Origin of the sequence: Roseibium album (assembly GCF_001404515.1) — a bacterium.
GTDB classification, from domain to species: domain Bacteria; phylum Pseudomonadota; class Alphaproteobacteria; order Rhizobiales; family Stappiaceae; genus Roseibium; species Roseibium album.
On sequence record NZ_CXWE01000001.1, the window covers coordinates 81,394 to 99,765 of the forward strand.

Genomic DNA, 18,372 nt, shown 5'->3' on the forward strand with positions numbered 1-18,372 from the left:
ACGGGTCTCGATACTGACCGTTACCGGGGCGCGGTCAAGTCCGACGCCCCGGAGCCGATGTTTCGTCTACTTCGTTGCCGCTTTCACTTCATTCCAGAGGCGAACTCGGGCGTCCATGTCCTCCACGGGCTTCAGCCAGACCAGGTTGTCGGCATAGTCCAGTCCTTCGGCTTCCATGGTGGTCGGCCCATAGCCGTATTTGCTGTTAAGCACCTCGCCCACTTCCGGGCGCAACGAATAGTCTGCCCAGGCATGGGCGCAATCAAGATCACCGGCACCCGCAGACAGGGCCCACGTGTCCAGCCAGCCGACCGCACCTTCTTTGGGGATCGAATAGACCGCATTGTAGCCCCGCTCGCGCAACTGGCCGAGCTGCGGCTCGCCCATGGAGAGCATCATTGTTGCAGCACCGCTTTCCCAGACAGCAACACCATCTTCAAACCCCGCGTAGTAGCTCAGCAGGTTCCCCTTGAGGTCGATGAGCTTGTCGCGCACTTGCACCATTTGTTCGTCGGTCAAATCGAACGGGTCATCAAACCCCAGGTAAAGTGCTGCCATGACAATGTTGTTGTTGGAATCGTCGAGCGCTATGACGCGCTGCGCATTCTCAGGATCCCACATGGCACCCCAGGATGTCGGTGCATCGCTCAATTCGTCAGCGTCGTATATCAACCCCTGCGAGCCCCATGCGATGGGGATGCCCAACCTTTTCTCGCCATCCTGCACGGCCGCCACTTCCTGAAATGCCGGGAGCAGATTGTTGATGTTGGACAACTTCTGATCGTCGAAGGCTTGCAGCAATCCCGCCTCCGCATAACGCGGATAAAGGCTGGTATCGATCGAAACAAGGTCGAAGTCTGTTCCGTCGGAACCAGCCATTTTGGCGAACATCTCGTCAACGCCACCAACATAACTGACTGCGACCTTGCAGCCGCTGGCTTCTTCAAATGGGACCCGCCACGCGTCGTCGGCATATCCCTCAAAGGCAAGCAAACGCACTTCCTGTGCAGATGCAGTGCTGCCGATGGCAAATGTGGCTAAGCAAACAGCCATCATTGGAAATTTCAGTTTTGGCATGTTCTCCTCCTGGATTGATTACTCGGTTACGCCGAACTCCGGCCAAACGTGATCCGCGACCGTTGAGTCCAGTTTTTCAAGATCACCGCTCAACAGGACATCCCGGAGATGCAAGTGCTTCGGCACGACTTCATCCAGGTTCGTGGGGACATAAAGTTCGAGCCGGAAAATTATCCGGAGCTGCAGTTCCAGCCCCGACCAGATCTTGCGAATGAGGTCGTTCCCCGAAAGATCGATCAGAAATCGATGAAAGGCGATATCTGCCCTCGCGACATCCTCCCGGCTTTCGTGTTCAGCCGCCCATTTCATTTCCTCGATGATCGCGTTCAACGTTATCCTGTGCTCTTGCCTTGACAGATGTACGACGGCGTCCCGCATCGCGATCGGTTCGAGAGCGGCACGTACACGGCAAATTTCGTTTATCTGTTTGGCGGAGAAGGCCTTGACGTTCATTCCGCCGCGTTCCCGGGCCTCGAGCACGCCTTGCGATTCCAATCGTCCCATTGCTTCGCGCAGTGGAATGCGACTGACACCCAGGCGTTCTGAGATCATAACCTCGCGAACGCGCTGTGCGCGGCCAAGCTCACCGCAGGAAATCATATCAACGAGCCGGTCGATCACGCTCTCTTCCGATTTCAAATTAGACTGCATACCGTTTTCCATATTGTATACATTTATAATTTTGTATACAAAGAGCTCGGAAATTGTCAAGTGAGTATCCGTTGATGCAAGACACAGTCGAATTCAGACGCCTTCCCGGACCGGTCGATGAGCTCCCGGAGTCTCCTTGCTGGCAAAGTGCGATAAGCCAGGTGTTTTGGGTCGATCATTGTTCAAAGTCACTGCGATCATTCGGATTGTCCGAATCGAGCTGCAGAGTTTTCGACCTTGAAACGGATGGAAATCTGCGATTTGTAAAATCGCAGTCCGACAGTGCGCTGCTGGTTGGATCGGAGCGGGGCATCTACCAGTTCGATATCGGGACGGCGATTCTCGCCGAGTTCGGAAACCCGCCGCCGCTGTCAGCTGACACCTGCATCAACGACGGAGCGATAGGCCCGGACGGTGAGGTGGTCGTCGCGATCAGCGATCAGAACGAGGAAATGCCCCTAGGCGGCTTCTACAAGCTGAGTGACGGGACCTGGGACTGCATCCATGATCGCGTAATCGTCGCCAATGGCCCGGCATTCAGTCCGTGTGGCCGGATGCTTTATCTCTCCGATACCTTCGGGCGCTGCATTTTGCGGTATGAGTTCGAAACCGGGCTCACAGAGCGATTTTGCGATCTATCGGACCGTGAGGGATACCCGGACGGTCTGTTTGCAACTCCCAACGGTGATCTTCTTGTCAGTTACTGGGGTGGAGGCATGGTCGAGGTGCTGTCGCCAGGTGCAGTGCTTTTGCAGCGCTTTGAATTGGCTGCGAAAAACGCAACTTGCTGCTGTGTCTTTCAATACTCAGATGCCCGGTACCTGCTGGTTTCCGCGGCTGGCGACAAGGATGGGTCTGCAGGTGTTTTCCTGCGAATTATCGACAAGGGGGGGGAACAAACGCCTATTGAACCGTCTTCGGCAGGTTCGCGCGCAAGCGGTTGTGATCGGCGATCTCGCGGGAGCGTTTCGCGTCGACAACGAGCGGATCGCCCTGGGGATCGAAGGCGTTCTTGAAGGTGAAGGCCGTTGCCGACGGTCCATTGTCACCGAGCAATTCATGACGCTCGACAGCTTCTTCCCAGTCTGGCCGGTGGTCTTGTGGAACCCACCAGAGCACATAAGGCGGATAGTCCACGGCTTCCTTGACGAAGAGATGACCCAATCTGAGGATCTGGGCATGCGGGCCCCGATAAACGGCAGCAAGGGCGGCTTCCAGGTCCTGCCACAAGGAGATTGTGGACGGCGCCCAGCCATCGCCATTGTCTTCCCAGTATTTCGGAAAGACCTGCTCGCCCCAGAGGTCCGTGCCCGGTTCGTCCTCATATCCGGCGCGGGCAATGAAACCATCTGCACGCTCCATTGCGGCCCAGATGGCTGCTTCATTGCTGAAGAAATCATCATTTGCCGGATCATCCGCACGTGTCCGGAATTGTGCGAACGTGTAAAGCGCGAGCCAGTGTTCGGACATGTCCCCTCCCTGTCAGAACCAGCCGAACACTGTCCGCTATAAGGGGTGAATTCAAGCGTTTGTTGGCAGGCCGAAACAGTTTGTTGCGTCGTCCGGCTGGAAAAAACGAGTGAACTTGTCCTAAAACCACAATCTGACTTGCCGCCCGGCAACTCAAGTCCCGCCCGAAAGGATACCAGTTTGGACGATCTCAGCCTTTTCTCCCTCAGCCTGCTGGCGCTTTCACTTGTTGCCACGGGGGTCGTTGCCGGGATCATCGCGGGATTGCTGGGTGTCGGTGGCGGGATCGTCATCGTGCCGGTGCTCTATTACATGTTCACCGCACTGAAGATCGATCCTGACGTATTGATGCATGTTGCTGTCGGTACGTCGCTGGCAACCATCCTTGCCACCGGTGCTTCGTCGGCGCGCGCGCATTACAAACGCGGCAGCGTCGACATGGATCTTCTCAAGCGTTGGTGGTGGGCAATTGCTCTGGGTGTGCTCGCCGGCGCGACGCTCGCCGGCAACATTTCCGGTGGCGCCTTGACGTTTGTTTTCGGCGTCGTTGCCCTTGCCGTTGCCGCGAACATGATGCTTCGCAAGGAAGGGTCGCATCTTGCTGACAAGCTGCCCGGCTCACCCATCAGGGAAGTGCTCGGCTTCCTGATCGGCGGTATTTCCGTGATGATGGGAATTGGTGGCGGCACCCTCGGCGTGCCGACATTGACGCTGTTCAACTATCCGATCCGCAAGGCGGTCGGGACCGCGGCGGCCATCGGACTGATCATCGCTGTGCCGGGGACATTGCTGTCGGTCTATTTCGGCTTTGATCTTGACGGCAGACCACCGCTTTCGCTTGGTTACGTCAACCTGATCGGCTTCATGCTGATCATCCCTGCATCGACCCTGACGGCCCCACTTGGCGCGAAAATCGCTCATGCGATTGATCCGGCAAAACTCAAACTTGTCTTCGCCCTGTTTCTCGGATTCACCGGACTTCGCATGATCTACGGTGTCTTCTTCTGAACCGGCGACAATCATCCGTGATATGTGGATCAAAAGATTTCATTGGTCTTGAAACTATAATCTCGTGATAGTGGCGCGTCCTGAAACGGGCCTGTTCTCCAAGTCTTTGGTCTTGAATGCTTGAAAAAAATGTCACCCTCAGCCTGCGAGGCTGCGTGCAGGGCGCCTTGATGTGCATCCCTGTCTTTCCGGGCATCATCGTGTTTGGTGCCGTGTTCGGCACCGTGGCCGCGCAAAAGGGATTGTCATTTCTGGAAGCGCTCCTGATGAATTCAATCGTGTTCGCGGGGGCGAGCCAATTCGTCGCCATGGAAATCTACAGCGACCCCCTGGATCGGCCGACATTGATCGCAATGGTGGGGATTACCGCCGCCATCAACATGCGCATGCTATTGATTGGCGCCAGCTTGCGTCCCTGGCTTGGTCAGGTGCCGGGATACAAGACCTATCCCGCACTGTTTTTTCTGACGGATCTCAACTGGCTGCTGACGCTGTCTCAATACGAAAAAGGGACTCGCGACTGGGGCATTTATCTGGGCAGCGGACTGATCGTCTGGGCTGTGTGGTCACTGTCCGTGATCCCGGGCTATTTCGCCGGCAGTCTCATTTCCGATCCGAAAACCTTCGGTCTCGATCTGGTGCTGCCAGCTTTTTTCGCCGCCCTGCTGGTGCCGCTCTGGAAAGGCAAACGCCAGACGGTCAGCTGGCTGATCGCCGGCGGCGTTGCCTGGGCGACCTGGGTCCTTTTCGGCGGTTACTGGAGCATTTTCACCGGCGCGGTTGCCGGAGCATTCGCCGGGGCCTATCTCGATGACTGAAGGTGCCTTTACCGCAGATACAATGGTTTTATTCGCGATCCTCGGTATGGCGACTGTCACCTATGCGCTGAGGGCCGGCGGTTATTGGGTCATGGGACGCGTGACGGTCACACCGAAAATCAGACGTGGCCTGGAAGCCCTGCCTGGTGCGATCATTGTCTCCACGATACTGCCGATCATCCTGCAGGGTGGGCTGGTCGTCGGCTTGTGCATCATCGTTGCAGCCGCGGTTCAGCTCAGGTTGAAGAAGGAATATGTCGCCGTGTTTGCTGCCGCTGCCGTGGCAGCTGCTCTCAGGGCAGGTGGATTCCAGTAAAAATCAGCTACTGCTTTGTGAGCGGCCAAGAATTTCCCGGGCCTGGGACGCTGTTCCTTCCCGGTTGCCTCCGGCCTCAATCTGCGCCCAGGACATCTTGCCCAGGTCATATCCGAGCTGTTTGTCGACAATATCCGCAGTTGCATCAGAGGCATCCTGGGCGCGGTCAGCCACACGCTGCCTGAGTGTCGTTGCAGCAGCCGTCAGCCAAAGACCGGTGAAACCTGCCTCGACACTTTTTGCTATCCGCCGGATTTTGGCACGCTCGCTTTCAGCAGCGAACACAGCGTCGAAGATTGCCGAATGCCCGGATGCAAGAACGGCCTGAATTGCTTCGTCGATGGCTTGGTAGACGCGATTGGAAGCCTGAAGCGTGTAGGCCTCCGGCGGTGCCTTCTCTGCTTCGGGAATATCAAGCAGGCGTTTGCGCATGACGTCCGTGCGCAGCACGCGCGCACCGGGAGCGCGGCCGATATCAGCTGCCAGTTCGTAGGCCAGCGTGGTTTTGCCGGTCCCCGACAACCCGCCAATCGCGACCAGTTCCGGTCGCGACGGCTCCAGAAACGCCTGGGCAAATCCGAAATATTTCCGCGCCAGGCTCTGCTGGGCCTGTTTTTGCTCCGGATCTGATTGGGCAAGGGCCGCACTTGCAGCAATCTTGGAGCGAATTGCAGCACGCATCATCATGTAGAACGGGAGGCACGCGAGACCTTCAGGGTGCGTATCCAGCCGACTGAGGTCAAGATAGCGGTTGAAGACGCGGTTGGCGGACCGCAGCTGGCCTCGCTCCCAAAGATCCATCAACAGAAAGGCAAGGTCATACAGCACGTCGCCGGTTGCAATTTCATCGGAAAACTCGACCGCATCGAACAGAACCGGGTCGTCTTCGATCAGCACGATATTCCGCAGATGCGCATCGCCATGGCAGCGCCGGATGAGGCCTTGCTCGCCCCGTTTGAGGATCAGATCCTTGAGAGACGACAGGACGTTTCCGGCTTGAACGGTCAGATGACGTACGTTTTCAGGCGGAAACAATTCGGGATGTTCGTGAAATGCCGCGTCGTTCTGCGCAACATAGGACGCCAGTGCTTCATAAAAGCCGGGACCGCTCCGTGTGGGCGCTTCGCCGTGCGCGGCGACCATCATGCTCGCAAGCTTGTCGGACAACGTGTCGGAAAATGGCGCCGCGCCCGCCCGGACGTCCAGCTCATTCTGCGTGTCGAAGCGGCGCATTTCCACGACCCATTCGACGGGTTCTCCTGCGCCATCGAGTGACAGGTTGCCATCTGCTTCAAGTGTGACCGGCAGCGCTTTCAGGTAGATTTGAGGGGCGTTCGGCTGGTTAAAGGTGATTTCCGCTTTGCAGGCGCACTCGCGCAGCGCCAGCGTCGAGTAGTCGAGAAACGGGAAACTGACGTTGCGCTTGATTTTGTAGGCAAGGTTGCCCACCAGAAACACAATGTTGGCGTGGGTATCGATCCTCTTCACGTCCGGTCTGTCCGGATCGTTGGATGTCAGGCCTTGCATAAACTTGAAAACGGCGTCCTGGGATTGATCCATGTCCGGTCCTAAGATGAGGCTCGCTGATTTTGCACCAGGTGCGACTCTCACGGTTTGATTCTGCTCAATGTCGCCCGACGACGATGTGGCACAAAGAGCGTGTTGTGTCTTTACAGGAGGATTCCATGAACGACCATCCGGCATTGAGAAAGATCAGGTTGAACCTGGCCCGGACAAAAGAATTCCCTCAGGGGTCCGCGCGGCACGGGTACGAATTTACGGCGCCACTCAACGAAACCGGGCACATTGATGCGACGCTCTGGAAAAAAGAGCGCGACCACTGTCGCGTCCGTCGGTTCTGGGGCAGTGAAGAAGAGGAAGTCGGTCATCTGATCCACCGGCCCGGCGGATCCTGGGCGTTTCACTACGACATTGACGGCGATGATGACGATGAGGCGGGCTACCGTTTCGGCGCTCATGCCTTCAATCCGGGTGAGTACGTGTCGATCAAGGACGAAGACGGCGATATGCACACGTTCCAGGTCGTAACCGTTCAGCCGGTTTGAAAGTCCTTGCACAGGCCGTCGATCTGACTGTTTCGCAGGTTCCGGTGCGTTCTGGGTGTAGTGGGAAGACCCGCTGAACCTCGGCAATTTGGTTACGAATTTCGGGCTTGCCAGCTGGTTTTTGTCAAAGACCGCCCGGGCCTCCTCGAGACGAGATCGGGAATTGCATCGCCATTGCCCGCTGCCCAGGCGCCGGCACACCTCGTGCTTTCATTTGAATGTCCGCCTTTCTCAGACAATGAGGTCAATCCATTTTGGAATGATCTCATTGCCAATAAATCTGATTTCAGGTTCTAACGGCGCTCTCTTTCTTACGCTATAGAATGATTGTTGATTTTTCTGAAGAACTGGATGCAGAACATGGACCAGAAAACCGGCGGCGAATTGTTGGTGGACGCACTGGAGCGGCACGGGGCTGATCGTGTTTTTTGCGTGCCTGGTGAAAGTTATCTGGCGGTTCTCGACGCTCTTCACGATGCGTCGATTCCCGTGACGGTCTGCCGCCAGGAGGGTGGCGCGGCGATGATGGCGGATGCCCACGGCAAGCTGACCGGCAAACCCGGGATCTGCATGGTGACGCGCGGCCCTGGCGCAACCAATGCCTCCGCCGGAGTGCATGTGGCGGCTCATGACTCCACCCCGATGATCCTGTTCATCGGACAGATAGAACGGGCAATGAGAGAACGCGAGGCATTTCAGGAGGTCGATTACCGGCAGATGTTCGGCGGCATCGCCAAATGGGTCGCCGAAATCGATCAGGCGGATCGGGTTCCCGAATTCATCTCGCGTGCCTTCCATGTTGCGACTTCCGGGCGTCCGGGACCCGTAGTTCTGGCCCTGCCGGAAGATATGCTTGTCGAGACGGCAACCGTCGCGCAGCCGCCGGCCTGGCAGCAGGTGGAGACACATCCCGGTCTGACGCAAATGGCGGAACTCCAGAAAAGGCTTTGGGCTGCCGAACGGCCAATCGCGATCCTCGGGGGGAGCCGCTGGTCGGAAGATGCCGTCGCCGCCTTCACGCGCTTTGCCGAGCGGTTCGATCTGCCTGTTGCCTGCTCCTTCCGCCGTCAGATGCTGTTCGACAATCTCCACCTGAATTACGCGGGCGACGTCGGTATCGGCATAAGCCCGAAGTTGCTCGCCCGGATAAAGGCGTCAGACCTTGTTCTCCTCGTCGGCGGACGGCTCTCCGAAATGCCGAGCCAGTCTTATTCGCTACTCGAAATTCCGGCGTCCGATCAGCAATTGGTTCACATCCATCCCGATCCGGAAGAGCTTGGGCGGGTCTACCGCGCGGATCTTGCGATCAATGCCAGCCCGACAGCCTTCTGCAAGGCCGTTGAAGGACTTCAGCCACCCGTTGAAATCAAGGGAGCGGGCGAAGCGACCCGGGCGCACAAGGATTATCTGGCTTGGTCGGGAGCGCGACCGGAAACACCGGGGCCCTTGCAGATGGCCGCCGTGATGAATTGGCTTGAAGCGAACCTTCCCGAAGATACGATTTGTACCAACGGCGCGGGAAACTACGCGACATGGCTGCACAGGTTCCATCGGTTCCGCCGCTACGGTACCCAGGCTGCGCCGACATCCGGTTCGATGGGGTACGGTCTGCCGGCAGCTGTGGCCGCCAAACTTGCGTTTCCGGGGCGCGAAGTGATCTGCTTCGCCGGAGATGGTTGCCTTCAGATGACCTTGCAGGAGTTCGGAACTGCCTGTCAGGAAGGGGCCAACATCATCGTTCTGGCCATCGACAATGGCATGTATGGCACGATCCGAATGCACCAGGAACGAACCTATCCCGGCAGACCGTCGGCGACAAAACTGGTAAATCCGGACTTCGCTGCCCTGGCCCGAACCTATGGCGCGTTTGGGGCGACAGTTGAAACGGCGGAAGACTTTGGCCCGGCCTATGCGGCGGCACGGGCTTCCGGCATGCCAGCGATCCTGCACATGAAACTCGACCCTGAGGCGATCACGCCGGCGGCGTCACTGAGCCAGATCCGCGCTGCCGCCCAGGCAAAGCAATGACCTGACTTGTGATCAGATCTCCGCGGCGTCATCCTCCGGAGCATCGGTTCGCAGTTTGCTCTCGTCCAGACTGACAGAGACAACAACGCCGATGATGGCCACGGCGAGTCCGAACCAGAATGCAGCGTGCAGACCAGCTGCAAAACTGTCGCGCACTGCTGTGTTGATCACGTCGATATCCTTGCCTGAATAACGCTCCGTGATCGATTTGACCGCCGGGTCATCGAGAGTACCCGCCGCCAACACGCGGAGCTCGTTGAGGGGAAGCTTGATACCGGCGGACGACACGATCGTCTCGACCTTTTTGATCGCCGTGACGAACATCATGGCAGTTGCACAGGCGATGCCGATCGCTCCAAGCCCGAGATGGAACATGAAGGACAGACCTCCGGCAAGACCGGCACCCTGCGCTCCGACGGCATTGACCGCGGCGGTCCCGGCCGGCCCGAATACAAGGCCTCCTCCGATACCCACGACAATCATCACCGGTACCAGTGCGACATAACCCCAGGAGGTCTGAAGGAAGAGCATCAGGACACAACCCAGAACCAGAAACGCATGGCCGGCGGCCATCAGTTTTCGAGGACCGATGGAATTGTAGTAGTTACCAACCGCGAGGTTCATTGAGGCAACGACAACTGCAAGCGGCAGCATGCCCATCGAACTCCAGAATATCGACCAGCCAAGGACTTTTTGCATGTACTGGGGCAGGTAGAGCAGACACAGGAACAGTACGATGGCCGGCAGACCGTTAAGCGCAAGCGTCCTGACAAATTGATGATTCCGCATCATCGGCAGCGGGATCATCGGATCCTTCACGAATTTTTCGACAAACGGAAAAGCGGCGAAAAACACCAGGGCGCCGGCAAAAAGCAGAAGAGTGGTTCCGTTGAACCAGCCGTTGTCCGCTCCGGTATCCAGTCCGAAGAGAAGGCAAAACACCGCAATGGCAAGAACGGCCATGCCGGACAAATCAACCGTCTCATCCCGCGCATGTTCCTTTTCCCGGTCGATGAAACGGAAAATGAGAAGCGCGGCAATGACTGCAAACACGGCATTGAAGACAAAAAAACCGCGCCAGTCGCCGAGTGCGGCCAGCGACCCGGCAATGAACGGCGCAAGTACATTTCCGCCAGCGACGGTCCCCATCAGGATGCCCATCGCCTTGCCCCGTTCGTCTTCTTCAACCGAAGTTGCAGCCAGCGCGAGAATGCAGGGCCAGATGAGCGCAGATCCGACACCTTGCGCGGCTCTTGCGAAAATGAGCGCTGAGACGGTTGGGGCGAACACGCAGGCGATCGAAGCCGCAAAGAAGATGCCGAGACCGATCAGCACGTATCTGCGATGGCCGAGCAGATCACCAAGTCGGCCACCGGCAACAAGACCCATGGACAATGTCAGCGCATAGGCGTTCAAAACCCATTGGGTTGTCGTTATGTCGACGGAGTATTCCTGTTCGATCGGTGTCACCAGGAGCATGGCCCCGGTAAAATCCGTGCCGATCATGAAGGATGGGACCGAGACGGCTCCCAGGATACGTTTGGCTCTGCTGTCCATATGCCCCTCCAGAACTGGCACGCCGGTGCCCCACGGTAGAGGTCGTTGGAAAATCTGGCAACAGATTCAAATGTCTTCCGGCATTTCCGATACGGCGAGCGTAACGAGGGCAATACCCGGGTCGTCCGGTGAGGTGCCGACGGTGAAACCGAGCGCCTGGCACATGGAGATCATCGACGTGTTTTCTTTCAAAACCTCGCCCTTGACGGTTTCGATCCCATCGGCCTTGGCATATCGGATGATGAGTTTCATCAGCGCCCAGCCCAGGCCGACCCCTTTCAGGTCGGAGCGCACCATCACTGCGTATTCTCCGGTCTGGTGGTCCGGGTCGGCATGCAGACGAACGACCCCCAGAAGCCCGTTGTCATTCGGGTCAATCGCGGCGAACGCCATGGCACGGGCGTAGTCAAGCTGAGTAAGCCTGGCAAGGAACCGGTGACTGAAATCCCGAACCGGTGCAAAGAAGCGTAGCCGAAGATCCTCCGGTGTGATGGTTTCGAAGAAACTCTTGAAAAGGTCTTCATCCTCGGGCCGGACCGGCCTCACAAAGACTTCCTTGTCACCCTTGAGCGTGAGTGTCTGTTCCCATTCCTGCGGGTAGGGAGCGATGGCAAGGCGCGATCCGCCTGTTCTCCCTGGGCGGTGTTCGGGATGGCAAAGGGTCATGCGGGCATCAAGGCCAATCAGCCCCGAGGGCAGGGACACCAGCGGATTTATGTCGAGTTCGTTGATCTCCGGAATGTCGATTGTGATCTGGGACAGCTTGACCAGGGCCTGGGCGAGGGCTGACCTGTCGAGCGCCGGGCGGGAAGGCCCACCCTCCAGAAGCCGTGCGATCCGTGTCCGGCCAATCTGGGCGTCGGCAAGATTGAGATCAAGCGGCGGCAGTTCGAGCGAAATGTCCTCGCTTTCTTCTATTGCGGTGCCGCCGTGTCCGAAGACGAGAACCGGTCCGAACTCCGGTGTTTCCGCAAGTCCCATGTAAAGTTCCATGCCGTGACGGTCTTCAAGCATCGGATGAAGGGATATTCCTGCGATCTCGGCATCCGGATAATCTCGTCTGGTGTTGCCAATCAGTTCCCTGGCGGCATTCTCGACGGCCTCGGGGTTTTCAAGTCCCAGCCTGACACCGTCGATCCGTGACTTGAACGGCAAATCGGGCGAAACCAGTTTCGCAACGCAGTGCCTGGATGTTTCGAACAACGCGCGCGAGAGTTTGGCCGCCTCCTCGGCTGTTGTCGCCATCACCGTCTTCATGAGGGGCAGTTCATAGGCTGCAAGGACGTCGAAGGCTTCCCTGGGATCAAGCCAGTTTCGTCCTTCCTGCAACGCGTTTTCGACGATGGAACGTGCGCGTTCGACATCCGGCGTGAAGTTGGTCGGCAGGCTTGGCGGTGCTGCCATCAGGAACTCACGCGCCTGGGCGTCATGCACCAGATGCATCAGGCTGCGGGCTGCCTCGGCCGGACTGGCATAGTTCGGGATCTTGGCGGCAGAAAGTTCAGCTCTGATCGCGCCATCACTGCCGATCAGGCCGGCGACCAGAGCCTTTTTGCGTCCTGAACGGCGCCGGTCGGTGGCAGCGGCATCGGTTATGGCATTCGCGATGCTTCTCAAGGGCTGGAAGGCACTTGCGGCCTGGAGAACGATTGCTCCGTCGACGGCGGGGTCTTTCAGAACTGTTGTGATCGCCGTCGTGATGTCCGCCGCAGACACGCTTTCCCGCAGAATGACGGATCCGTCCGCTGCCGGGGTCGGTTCAGGATCTGATGGCTCCCGGCTGACTGCCGTCAGTTCCTGTCTGGTCTCTGCGCTAAAGGTCGCAAATTGCGCGCCTAGGTCCTGAAGCCGGTCAACCGCCAGGCTCGCAAGGCTGCGACCGTTGGCAATGACAGCAACCTGGTTGCAGCGGGGCACACGGATATGCGACAGGGTTTCCAGTGCCTCGAACATTTCGTCAAGATCATGGACACGCAACAGGCCGGTGCGACGGAACACCGTTTCATAGACAAGATCGGTCCTGGAAAGACGACCTGCATGGGTGCGGCCCGATCCACCCGTATCCCGGCTCTTGCCGGACCTGATGACGATCACCGGTTTGCTGCGTGCCGCGGCCCGCGCTGCGGAGATGAATTTGCGCGGAAATGCAATGCCTTCGAGATGGAGTACGATCGAGCGGGTTCGGTAGTCCTGGGCAAAATAGTCAATCAGATCGCCCAGATCGACATCGATGCGCGCACCAAGCGACACAACGGCGGAGAAGCCGGTATTATGGGTTCTTGCCCATGAAAGAGTTGCATTGAGCACCGCACCGGAACGCGAGAAAAACGCGATATCGCCTCGCGTGGGTGGTTCGGCGCTCAAAAGGGCGTTCAGTTTGCTGGCCGGTACGGCAACACCGAGACTGCCCGGTCCGATCAGTCGAAGGTTTGTTCTTCGGGCAGCTTCACGGCATTCTTGCATGAGCGGTTCCGCCCATGTCTCATATCCGGGCGAGGGGATCAGAACCGCACGGGTGCCACCCGCACCAAGCTTTTCGATCGTTGCCGGAAGGTCATCGCTTCGGGCGAGGTAAATCACCAGGTCAGGCATGACATCCAGATCGTCCAGTGATCTGCACCTGGTACCCTTGAAGGAAATGTCTTCCTCGATGCCGACCAGTGAGACGAGATGTTCAGTTTCTATGTCGTGCAGGCAGTCGACCAGTTTTTCCGTCAGGACACCCGGATGTCTGCAGGGCCCCATGACGGCGACGGATTTAGGTGCGAAGAAGCCTTCAAGATTGCGAATGGTCACGGAACCTGAGCCTTTCCACACAGCCGGTACTGAGCTCGAAACCGGTCATGCCCTCATGAATGAGATTGAAATGGTGACGGTGATTTTACCCGGATACAAGGTTAAAAAATTGCAAGAAACCGTCCGGGTTTCAAGGGCTCGCAATGTTGTTGCCAGACGAATTGACCGGATCGTAATGGTGCGCCAGAACGACGTTGAACGGCTGCACGGAACCGGGCAGGAAGCCTGTCTTTCGTGCCGGCCCTAGCAGGTCTCACCCTTTGCATCTGCCAATTCGACCTCACCTGGAAGAACGCGTTCCAGCGCAGGACCGAGGCAATTCCCTCCTGCGGGTCTGTTTGCGGCAGACCCGCAGGAGATAGACGGTTTCCGGTTCCTCAGTGAGCCATCAAGACCGGAACGGTCATGGCCTCCAGGATTTCCCGGGTCGCGCCTCCGAAGAGGAACTCCCGCATTCTGCTGTGCCCGTAACCACCCATGACAACCAGGTCGTTGCCATTGTCCGATACCTGGTTGAGCACCGTGTCGGCGACGCTCGTCTGGGGATTGACGACGACCTCGACCGTGACGTTCATGTTGTGGCGCGCCAGGTAGTTGGCGACATCCGCGCCGGGTTGACCTTCCCCGGCAGAAGCCTTCTTCTCGATCACGAGAACGGTAATGCTCTCGGCTTTTTCCAGAACAGGAAGTGCCGCGTGAATGGCGCGGGTTGCCGTGGAACTTCCATCCCAGCCGACCAGAATATTCTTGGGTTGAAAAGCCGTGCTGCCGATATAGGGCACGAGCATCACCGGAACGCCACTTTCAAAAAGCACCGTTTCAATGAGCAGTTCGCGCATCGGTTCCGGTCGATCCGGATTGGCCTGGCCGATGACAACCAGATCTGTCGGGCGGCAGTGAACCAGGACGTTTTCCAACGGACCACCTGTCAGAATCTCGGCCAGCCGGCTTTCGCTGTTGACGGCGGCAAGCCGGGCAAGTTCGTCGTATTCCTTCCTGGCCTCGTTAGCGGCAGCTATCGCTTGCTCGTGTGCGGCCTGCATGTAGTCGACAGGCATCGGTGCGGCGGCAAAGGCAGGTACGACGGGTTCGAACGATACCGCGAGCCCGGTAACATGGGCATCGTGGGTTCGACCGAATTCCAAGGCGTATTTTGCGGCAGGCTGATCGCCTGCAAGGTCGAGAATGGTCAAAACATCTTTGATTGGCATTCATTCCTCCATTGGCCTGGAACACGACTGCAAGCCAGCCACATGAAAACACTAACCAACACGCATGACGAGAGTCCTTGACGCGTATCAATAGTTTTTTTCGTCAACACCGATTTGTTCTCAATTCAGTTTTCTGGCGCAGCTCAAAAAAATGGGCAATAACAGGGAATGTCGAAAAGCTGGTTATATCTGGCAATACCGCCGCTTCTGCTCATTGCAGCCGCCTTTGTCCTCATTCAGCTTTTTATGGATCTGGATGAGGACAGTGTCGATCGCAAGGCCGCGGAACGTCTGACGCTCTATCGCCAGACGATCCTGGGTGAGTACCAGAAATATCGCTATCTTCCTTACATGATTGCCCGCGATCCAAGGGCGACATTCGCTCTTCAGTCCGGGCGGCCAATTGAAAGTGCAAACCGGTTTCTGCAGGAAATGGCCGACAATTCCGGTGCTGACCTGCTCTATGTCATGAACGAAGACGGAACGACGCTCGCAGCAAGCAACTGGCAGGATGAGCTGTCGCTTGTCGGCCAGAATTATGGCTTTCGTCCATATTTCAAATCCGCGATCAAGGGAGAAGAGGGGCAGTTTTTCGCGATCGGGGCAACGCTGGGCGAACCCGGTCTGTTTCTGGCACGGCCAACGCCGGTATCGGGCAAGCCGATCGGAGCGGCCGTGGTCAAAGTGGACATGCGTCCTCTCGAGGCAGCTTGGGCCGAAGGCGGGGAAACGGTCTTTGCATCTGATGAAAACGGCGTGATTTTTCTCTCAAGCCGGCCGGAATGGCGCTACCGTACGCTGTCCGAATTGCCGCCAGGCGTGCGCCAGACGATCAATACGACACGGCAATATGCCTCGCAAAGCCTTCTCCCGGTCAGCGATCAGCCGGTCATTTCAAGTGAACTGGTTACGATTGACGGCAATATGTTCAGGCACAAATCCGCAGAGGTCGGTTTGCTTGGCTGGACCTTGCATTTTCTTGTGCCCGTGGAAGAAACGCGCAAAAGCGTATTGCCGATCTGGGCGGTTACCATCACGCTTTGCCTGGTCTATGTGGTCATCCTGCTGGTTCTGCGTGGCCGTCGGCTGCGCAAGACCTCGGTCCAGCTGCGCCAGGAATCGGCGGACCTGAAGGAACTCAACACGCGACTCGTGGGCGAGATCCAGGAGCGCCGCAGGATCGAACGGGAATTGCTGGAAGCACAGCGCGGTCTGGCGCGATCCAACCGCCTCGCTGCTGTCGGCGAAATGTCGGCAGCCGTTGTTCACGAACTGAGCCAGCCGCTTTCCGCGCTACGGATGTTCGTTGCAGGAACCCGCAAGTTTCTGGACAAGGGCGATACCGGGACCGCTGTTGAGAACCTCAAGGAAATCGATGGTATCCAGCTGCGCATGGCAAACCTCACCCAGGAACTGAAACGCTTCGCTCGTCCGGGAGAAAGCCGGATCGAGAAAATCGACCTGAGGGAAAGTATCCGGACAGCGGAAAAGATTGTCCGGCCACGCTTTGAGGAAACGGGTGTTTTCCTGAAAATGGAGCTGCCGGACACTGCGCTTGAAACCGAAACCGCCCCCTTGCGGGTAGAGCAGATCCTGGTGAACCTCCTGCGCAACGGCGCCGACGCGGCCGCGGCGGAAGGAGAAGGTCAAGTTCGGTTGATCGCGCAGCTGATTGACAATGAAATCCGGTTGGAGATCTCTGACAACGGACCCGGTATCCCGGAAGACTTGCGTGAACGGATTTTCGATCCGTTTTTCTCCACGAAGACGAGTTCTGGAGGGATGGGTCTTGGTCTGGCAATCTCCATGCGCCTTGCCGAGGACCTCGGAGGCAGCTTGTCTGTAAGGACAGAAACGCCTAAAGGAGCTGTGTTCGAGCTGACGCTGCCTGCAATTGAAAGCGGAATGAGACCGTCAAGCCAGACTCAGGACATGGATATCGAAGCCGCAGAATGACCGGACAGCCGGATACCCAGAAAGTTCTTATTGTCGATGACGACCCCTCCATGAGGGCGGCGCTAAGACAGTGGATCCGGCTTGCCGGTTTTGCAACGCTCGAGGTCGCCACAGCCGATGAAGCCATGTCGAGGCTGGCTGCCGGTTTTGATGGCTGTGTCGTTTCTGATGTGAAGCTGGAAGGCGAAGACGGTCTTTCCCTGTTGCGCAGGATCGGTTCACATGATGCCGATCTGCCGGTTATCCTGATCACCGGGCATGGTGACGTTCCGATGGCAGTCGAGGCCATGCGGGCCGGAGCTTATGATTTCATCGAAAAGCCGTTCGATCCGGACCACATCGCCGAAGTGGTTCGCCGGGCGTCCGACAAGCGTGCTCTTGTTACGGAAAATCGTGCGCTGAAGAAACAGCTTGCCGACGGAGCCGGTCTTGAGAGCCGGCTGATCGGAAACAGTCCGGAGATCGAGACGCTTCGCCAGCAGATCCTGCATTTCGCCGGAACGGACGCGGCTGTCCTGATCACGGGCGAAACCGGCACCGGCAAGGAAGTGATTGCTCAGGCGCTCCATGAATTCAGCCAGCGCAACGAAGCACCGTTTGTCGCTGTCAATGCAGCTGCCTTGCCCGAGTCAATGGTGGAAGCGGAGCTTTTCGGTCACGAAGCCGGAGCATTTACCGGTGCGGACCGCAGACATATCGGCCGGATCGAAACAGCCGACAATGGCGTGCTGTTTCTGGATGAAATCGTTTCAATGCCGCTCACCCTTCAGCCGAAACTCCTGCGGGTACTGCAGGAAGGCAAGGTGGACCGGATTGGCGGCACCAAACCGGTCAATGTGAACGTTCGGCTGGTCAGTGCCTCCAACCTGGATCCACGGGAAGCGGTTCGGTCGGGCCGATTGCGCGAAGACCTGTTGTTCCGGCTGAACACGATCGAACTTCACCTGCCGCCGTTGCGCGAACGGGGGCGGGATAGTCTGCTTTTGTTCGATACGTTCCTGAATCGTCTGGCGGCACAATATGCGGTATCCACCCCCGGTCTCTCGGCGCGTGATGAAGCATTCCTGCAAACCTATGCCTGGCCGGGCAATGTTCGCGAGTTGCGGAACGCTGCCGAACGTTTCGTATTGAATGCTGCTGTCAGTCCGCAGCCGCTGGAAGTCCTGGTGACCGGGCACAGGGGAGCCGCAACGCTGAAACCGTCGAGCGGGCTCAGGGACCTCATGGACGCGTATGAGCGCAGCCTTATCGAGAGCGCTCTCAGGCGGCACAAGGGACACGTCGCTGATGTGATGCGGGAACTCAATCTTCCGCGCAGGACCTTGAACGAAAAGATGGCACGGCATGGCCTCACCCGCGAGCAGCCTAGCAATGCAGATACAGTTGAGGTTTAGGCGGAAATCCGCCGATTGATGTTT

15 protein-coding genes are annotated in these 18,372 nt (G+C 57.8%); 8 read left to right on the forward strand and 7 right to left on the reverse strand.

Annotation, left to right across the window (positions count from 1 at the left end; translation table 11 throughout):
* Positions 1–66: 66 nt before the first annotated feature.
* Positions 67–1,077 carry an ABC transporter substrate-binding protein gene (locus LA5095_RS00355; protein ID WP_082442699.1) on the reverse strand — a complete coding sequence of 337 codons (1,011 nt, stop codon included), beginning with the start codon at positions 1,075–1,077 and terminating at the stop codon, positions 67–69.
* An 18-nt stretch (positions 1,078–1,095) separates the two neighbouring features.
* A complete protein-coding gene (locus LA5095_RS00360; RefSeq protein WP_158510316.1) occupies positions 1,096–1,728 on the reverse strand; it encodes a GntR family transcriptional regulator in 633 nt (210 codons plus the stop codon).
* 74 nt (positions 1,729–1,802) lie between these two features.
* On the opposite strand from LA5095_RS00360, the gene LA5095_RS31765 reads away from it, so the two are divergent.
* A complete protein-coding gene (locus LA5095_RS31765) occupies positions 1,803–2,744 on the forward strand; it encodes an SMP-30/gluconolactonase/LRE family protein (protein ID WP_082442700.1) in 942 nt (313 codons plus the stop codon).
* Here LA5095_RS31765 and LA5095_RS00365 read toward each other — a convergent pair.
* Positions 2,632–3,198, reverse strand: coding sequence for a DUF3291 domain-containing protein (locus tag LA5095_RS00365; protein ID WP_055110992.1), 567 nt, complete (start codon positions 3,196–3,198; stop codon positions 2,632–2,634). The two genes, LA5095_RS31765 and LA5095_RS00365, sit on opposite strands and share 113 nt — an antisense overlap.
* Before the next feature lie 180 nt (positions 3,199–3,378).
* Between LA5095_RS00365 and LA5095_RS00370 the strand changes: the two genes are divergently transcribed.
* The 3 genes from LA5095_RS00370 (at position 3,379) to LA5095_RS00380 (ending at position 5,340) form a co-directional block, all read left to right on the forward strand.
* Positions 3,379–4,206, forward strand: a complete 828-nt coding sequence (locus tag LA5095_RS00370; protein WP_029062173.1) for a sulfite exporter TauE/SafE family protein — start codon at positions 3,379–3,381, stop codon at positions 4,204–4,206.
* A 170-nt stretch (positions 4,207–4,376) separates the two neighbouring features.
* Positions 4,377–5,024 (forward strand): AzlC family ABC transporter permease, encoded by a 648-nt coding sequence (locus tag LA5095_RS00375; protein ID WP_208992506.1) that lies wholly within the window; start codon positions 4,377–4,379, stop codon positions 5,022–5,024.
* Complete coding sequence (locus tag LA5095_RS00380; RefSeq protein WP_055110996.1) at positions 5,017–5,340, forward strand: AzlD family protein; 324 nt, start codon at positions 5,017–5,019, stop codon at positions 5,338–5,340. The genes LA5095_RS00375 and LA5095_RS00380 overlap by 8 nt, the downstream gene beginning before the upstream one ends.
* A 3-nt stretch (positions 5,341–5,343) precedes the next feature.
* On the opposite strand, the gene LA5095_RS00385 is transcribed toward LA5095_RS00380, so the two are convergent.
* Positions 5,344–6,900 (reverse strand): bifunctional aminoglycoside phosphotransferase/ATP-binding protein, encoded by a 1,557-nt coding sequence (locus LA5095_RS00385; RefSeq protein WP_055110998.1) that lies wholly within the window; start codon positions 6,898–6,900, stop codon positions 5,344–5,346.
* A 125-nt stretch (positions 6,901–7,025) separates the two neighbouring features.
* On the opposite strand from LA5095_RS00385, the gene LA5095_RS00390 reads away from it, so the two are divergent.
* On the forward strand, positions 7,026–7,406 hold the full coding sequence (locus LA5095_RS00390; protein ID WP_029062170.1) for a hypothetical protein: 381 nt from the start codon (positions 7,026–7,028) through the stop codon (positions 7,404–7,406).
* 360 nt (positions 7,407–7,766) lie between these two features.
* Positions 7,767–9,434: a thiamine pyrophosphate-binding protein gene (locus tag LA5095_RS00400; RefSeq protein WP_055112528.1), complete on the forward strand. Its 1,668-nt coding sequence runs from the start codon at positions 7,767–7,769 to the stop codon at positions 9,432–9,434.
* 12 nt (positions 9,435–9,446) lie between these two features.
* Here LA5095_RS00400 and LA5095_RS00405 read toward each other — a convergent pair whose 3' ends face one another.
* From LA5095_RS00405 to LA5095_RS00420, 3 genes are all read right to left on the reverse strand, one after another.
* A complete protein-coding gene (locus LA5095_RS00405; protein WP_055111003.1) occupies positions 9,447–10,991 on the reverse strand; it encodes an MFS transporter in 1,545 nt (514 codons plus the stop codon).
* 66 nt (positions 10,992–11,057) lie between these two features.
* Positions 11,058–13,787 carry a bifunctional acetate--CoA ligase family protein/GNAT family N-acetyltransferase gene (locus tag LA5095_RS00410; RefSeq protein WP_055112530.1) on the reverse strand — a complete coding sequence of 910 codons (2,730 nt, stop codon included), beginning with the start codon at positions 13,785–13,787 and terminating at the stop codon, positions 11,058–11,060.
* 377 nt (positions 13,788–14,164) lie between these two features.
* On the reverse strand, positions 14,165–14,998 hold the full coding sequence (locus LA5095_RS00420; protein WP_055111005.1) for a universal stress protein: 834 nt from the start codon (positions 14,996–14,998) through the stop codon (positions 14,165–14,167).
* 168 nt (positions 14,999–15,166) lie between these two features.
* On the opposite strand from LA5095_RS00420, the gene LA5095_RS00425 reads away from it, so the two are divergent.
* Complete coding sequence (locus tag LA5095_RS00425; RefSeq protein WP_055111008.1) at positions 15,167–16,954, forward strand: sensor histidine kinase; 1,788 nt, start codon at positions 15,167–15,169, stop codon at positions 16,952–16,954.
* Positions 16,951–18,348, forward strand: a complete 1,398-nt coding sequence (locus tag LA5095_RS00430; protein WP_055111010.1) for a sigma-54-dependent transcriptional regulator — start codon at positions 16,951–16,953, stop codon at positions 18,346–18,348. Before LA5095_RS00425 ends, LA5095_RS00430 begins: the two co-directional genes overlap by 4 nt.
* The last annotated feature ends 24 nt before the right edge of the window (positions 18,349–18,372 follow it).

Excerpts from the sequence above, each read along its gene's own strand:
- LA5095_RS00355 (WP_082442699.1), bottom strand. The coding sequence starts at position 1,077 with ATGCCAAAACTGAAATTTCCAATGATGGCTGTTTGCTTAGCCACATTT.
- LA5095_RS00360 (WP_158510316.1), bottom strand. The coding sequence starts at position 1,728 with ATGCAGTCTAATTTGAAATCGGAAGAGAGCGTGATCGACCGGCTCGTT.
- LA5095_RS31765 (WP_082442700.1), top strand. The coding sequence starts at position 1,803 with ATGCAAGACACAGTCGAATTCAGACGCCTTCCCGGACCGGTCGATGAG.
- LA5095_RS00365 (WP_055110992.1), bottom strand. The coding sequence starts at position 3,198 with ATGTCCGAACACTGGCTCGCGCTTTACACGTTCGCACAATTCCGGACA.
- LA5095_RS00375 (WP_208992506.1), top strand. The coding sequence starts at position 4,377 with ATGTGCATCCCTGTCTTTCCGGGCATCATCGTGTTTGGTGCCGTGTTC.
- LA5095_RS00380 (WP_055110996.1), top strand. The coding sequence starts at position 5,017 with ATGACTGAAGGTGCCTTTACCGCAGATACAATGGTTTTATTCGCGATC.
- LA5095_RS00385 (WP_055110998.1), bottom strand. The coding sequence starts at position 6,900 with ATGGATCAATCCCAGGACGCCGTTTTCAAGTTTATGCAAGGCCTGACA.
- LA5095_RS00390 (WP_029062170.1), top strand. The coding sequence starts at position 7,026 with ATGAACGACCATCCGGCATTGAGAAAGATCAGGTTGAACCTGGCCCGG.
- LA5095_RS00400 (WP_055112528.1), top strand. The coding sequence starts at position 7,767 with ATGGACCAGAAAACCGGCGGCGAATTGTTGGTGGACGCACTGGAGCGG.
- LA5095_RS00405 (WP_055111003.1), bottom strand. The coding sequence starts at position 10,991 with ATGGACAGCAGAGCCAAACGTATCCTGGGAGCCGTCTCGGTCCCATCC.
- LA5095_RS00420 (WP_055111005.1), bottom strand. The coding sequence starts at position 14,998 with ATGCCAATCAAAGATGTTTTGACCATTCTCGACCTTGCAGGCGATCAG.
- LA5095_RS00425 (WP_055111008.1), top strand. The coding sequence starts at position 15,167 with ATGTCGAAAAGCTGGTTATATCTGGCAATACCGCCGCTTCTGCTCATT.
- LA5095_RS00430 (WP_055111010.1), top strand. The coding sequence starts at position 16,951 with ATGACCGGACAGCCGGATACCCAGAAAGTTCTTATTGTCGATGACGAC.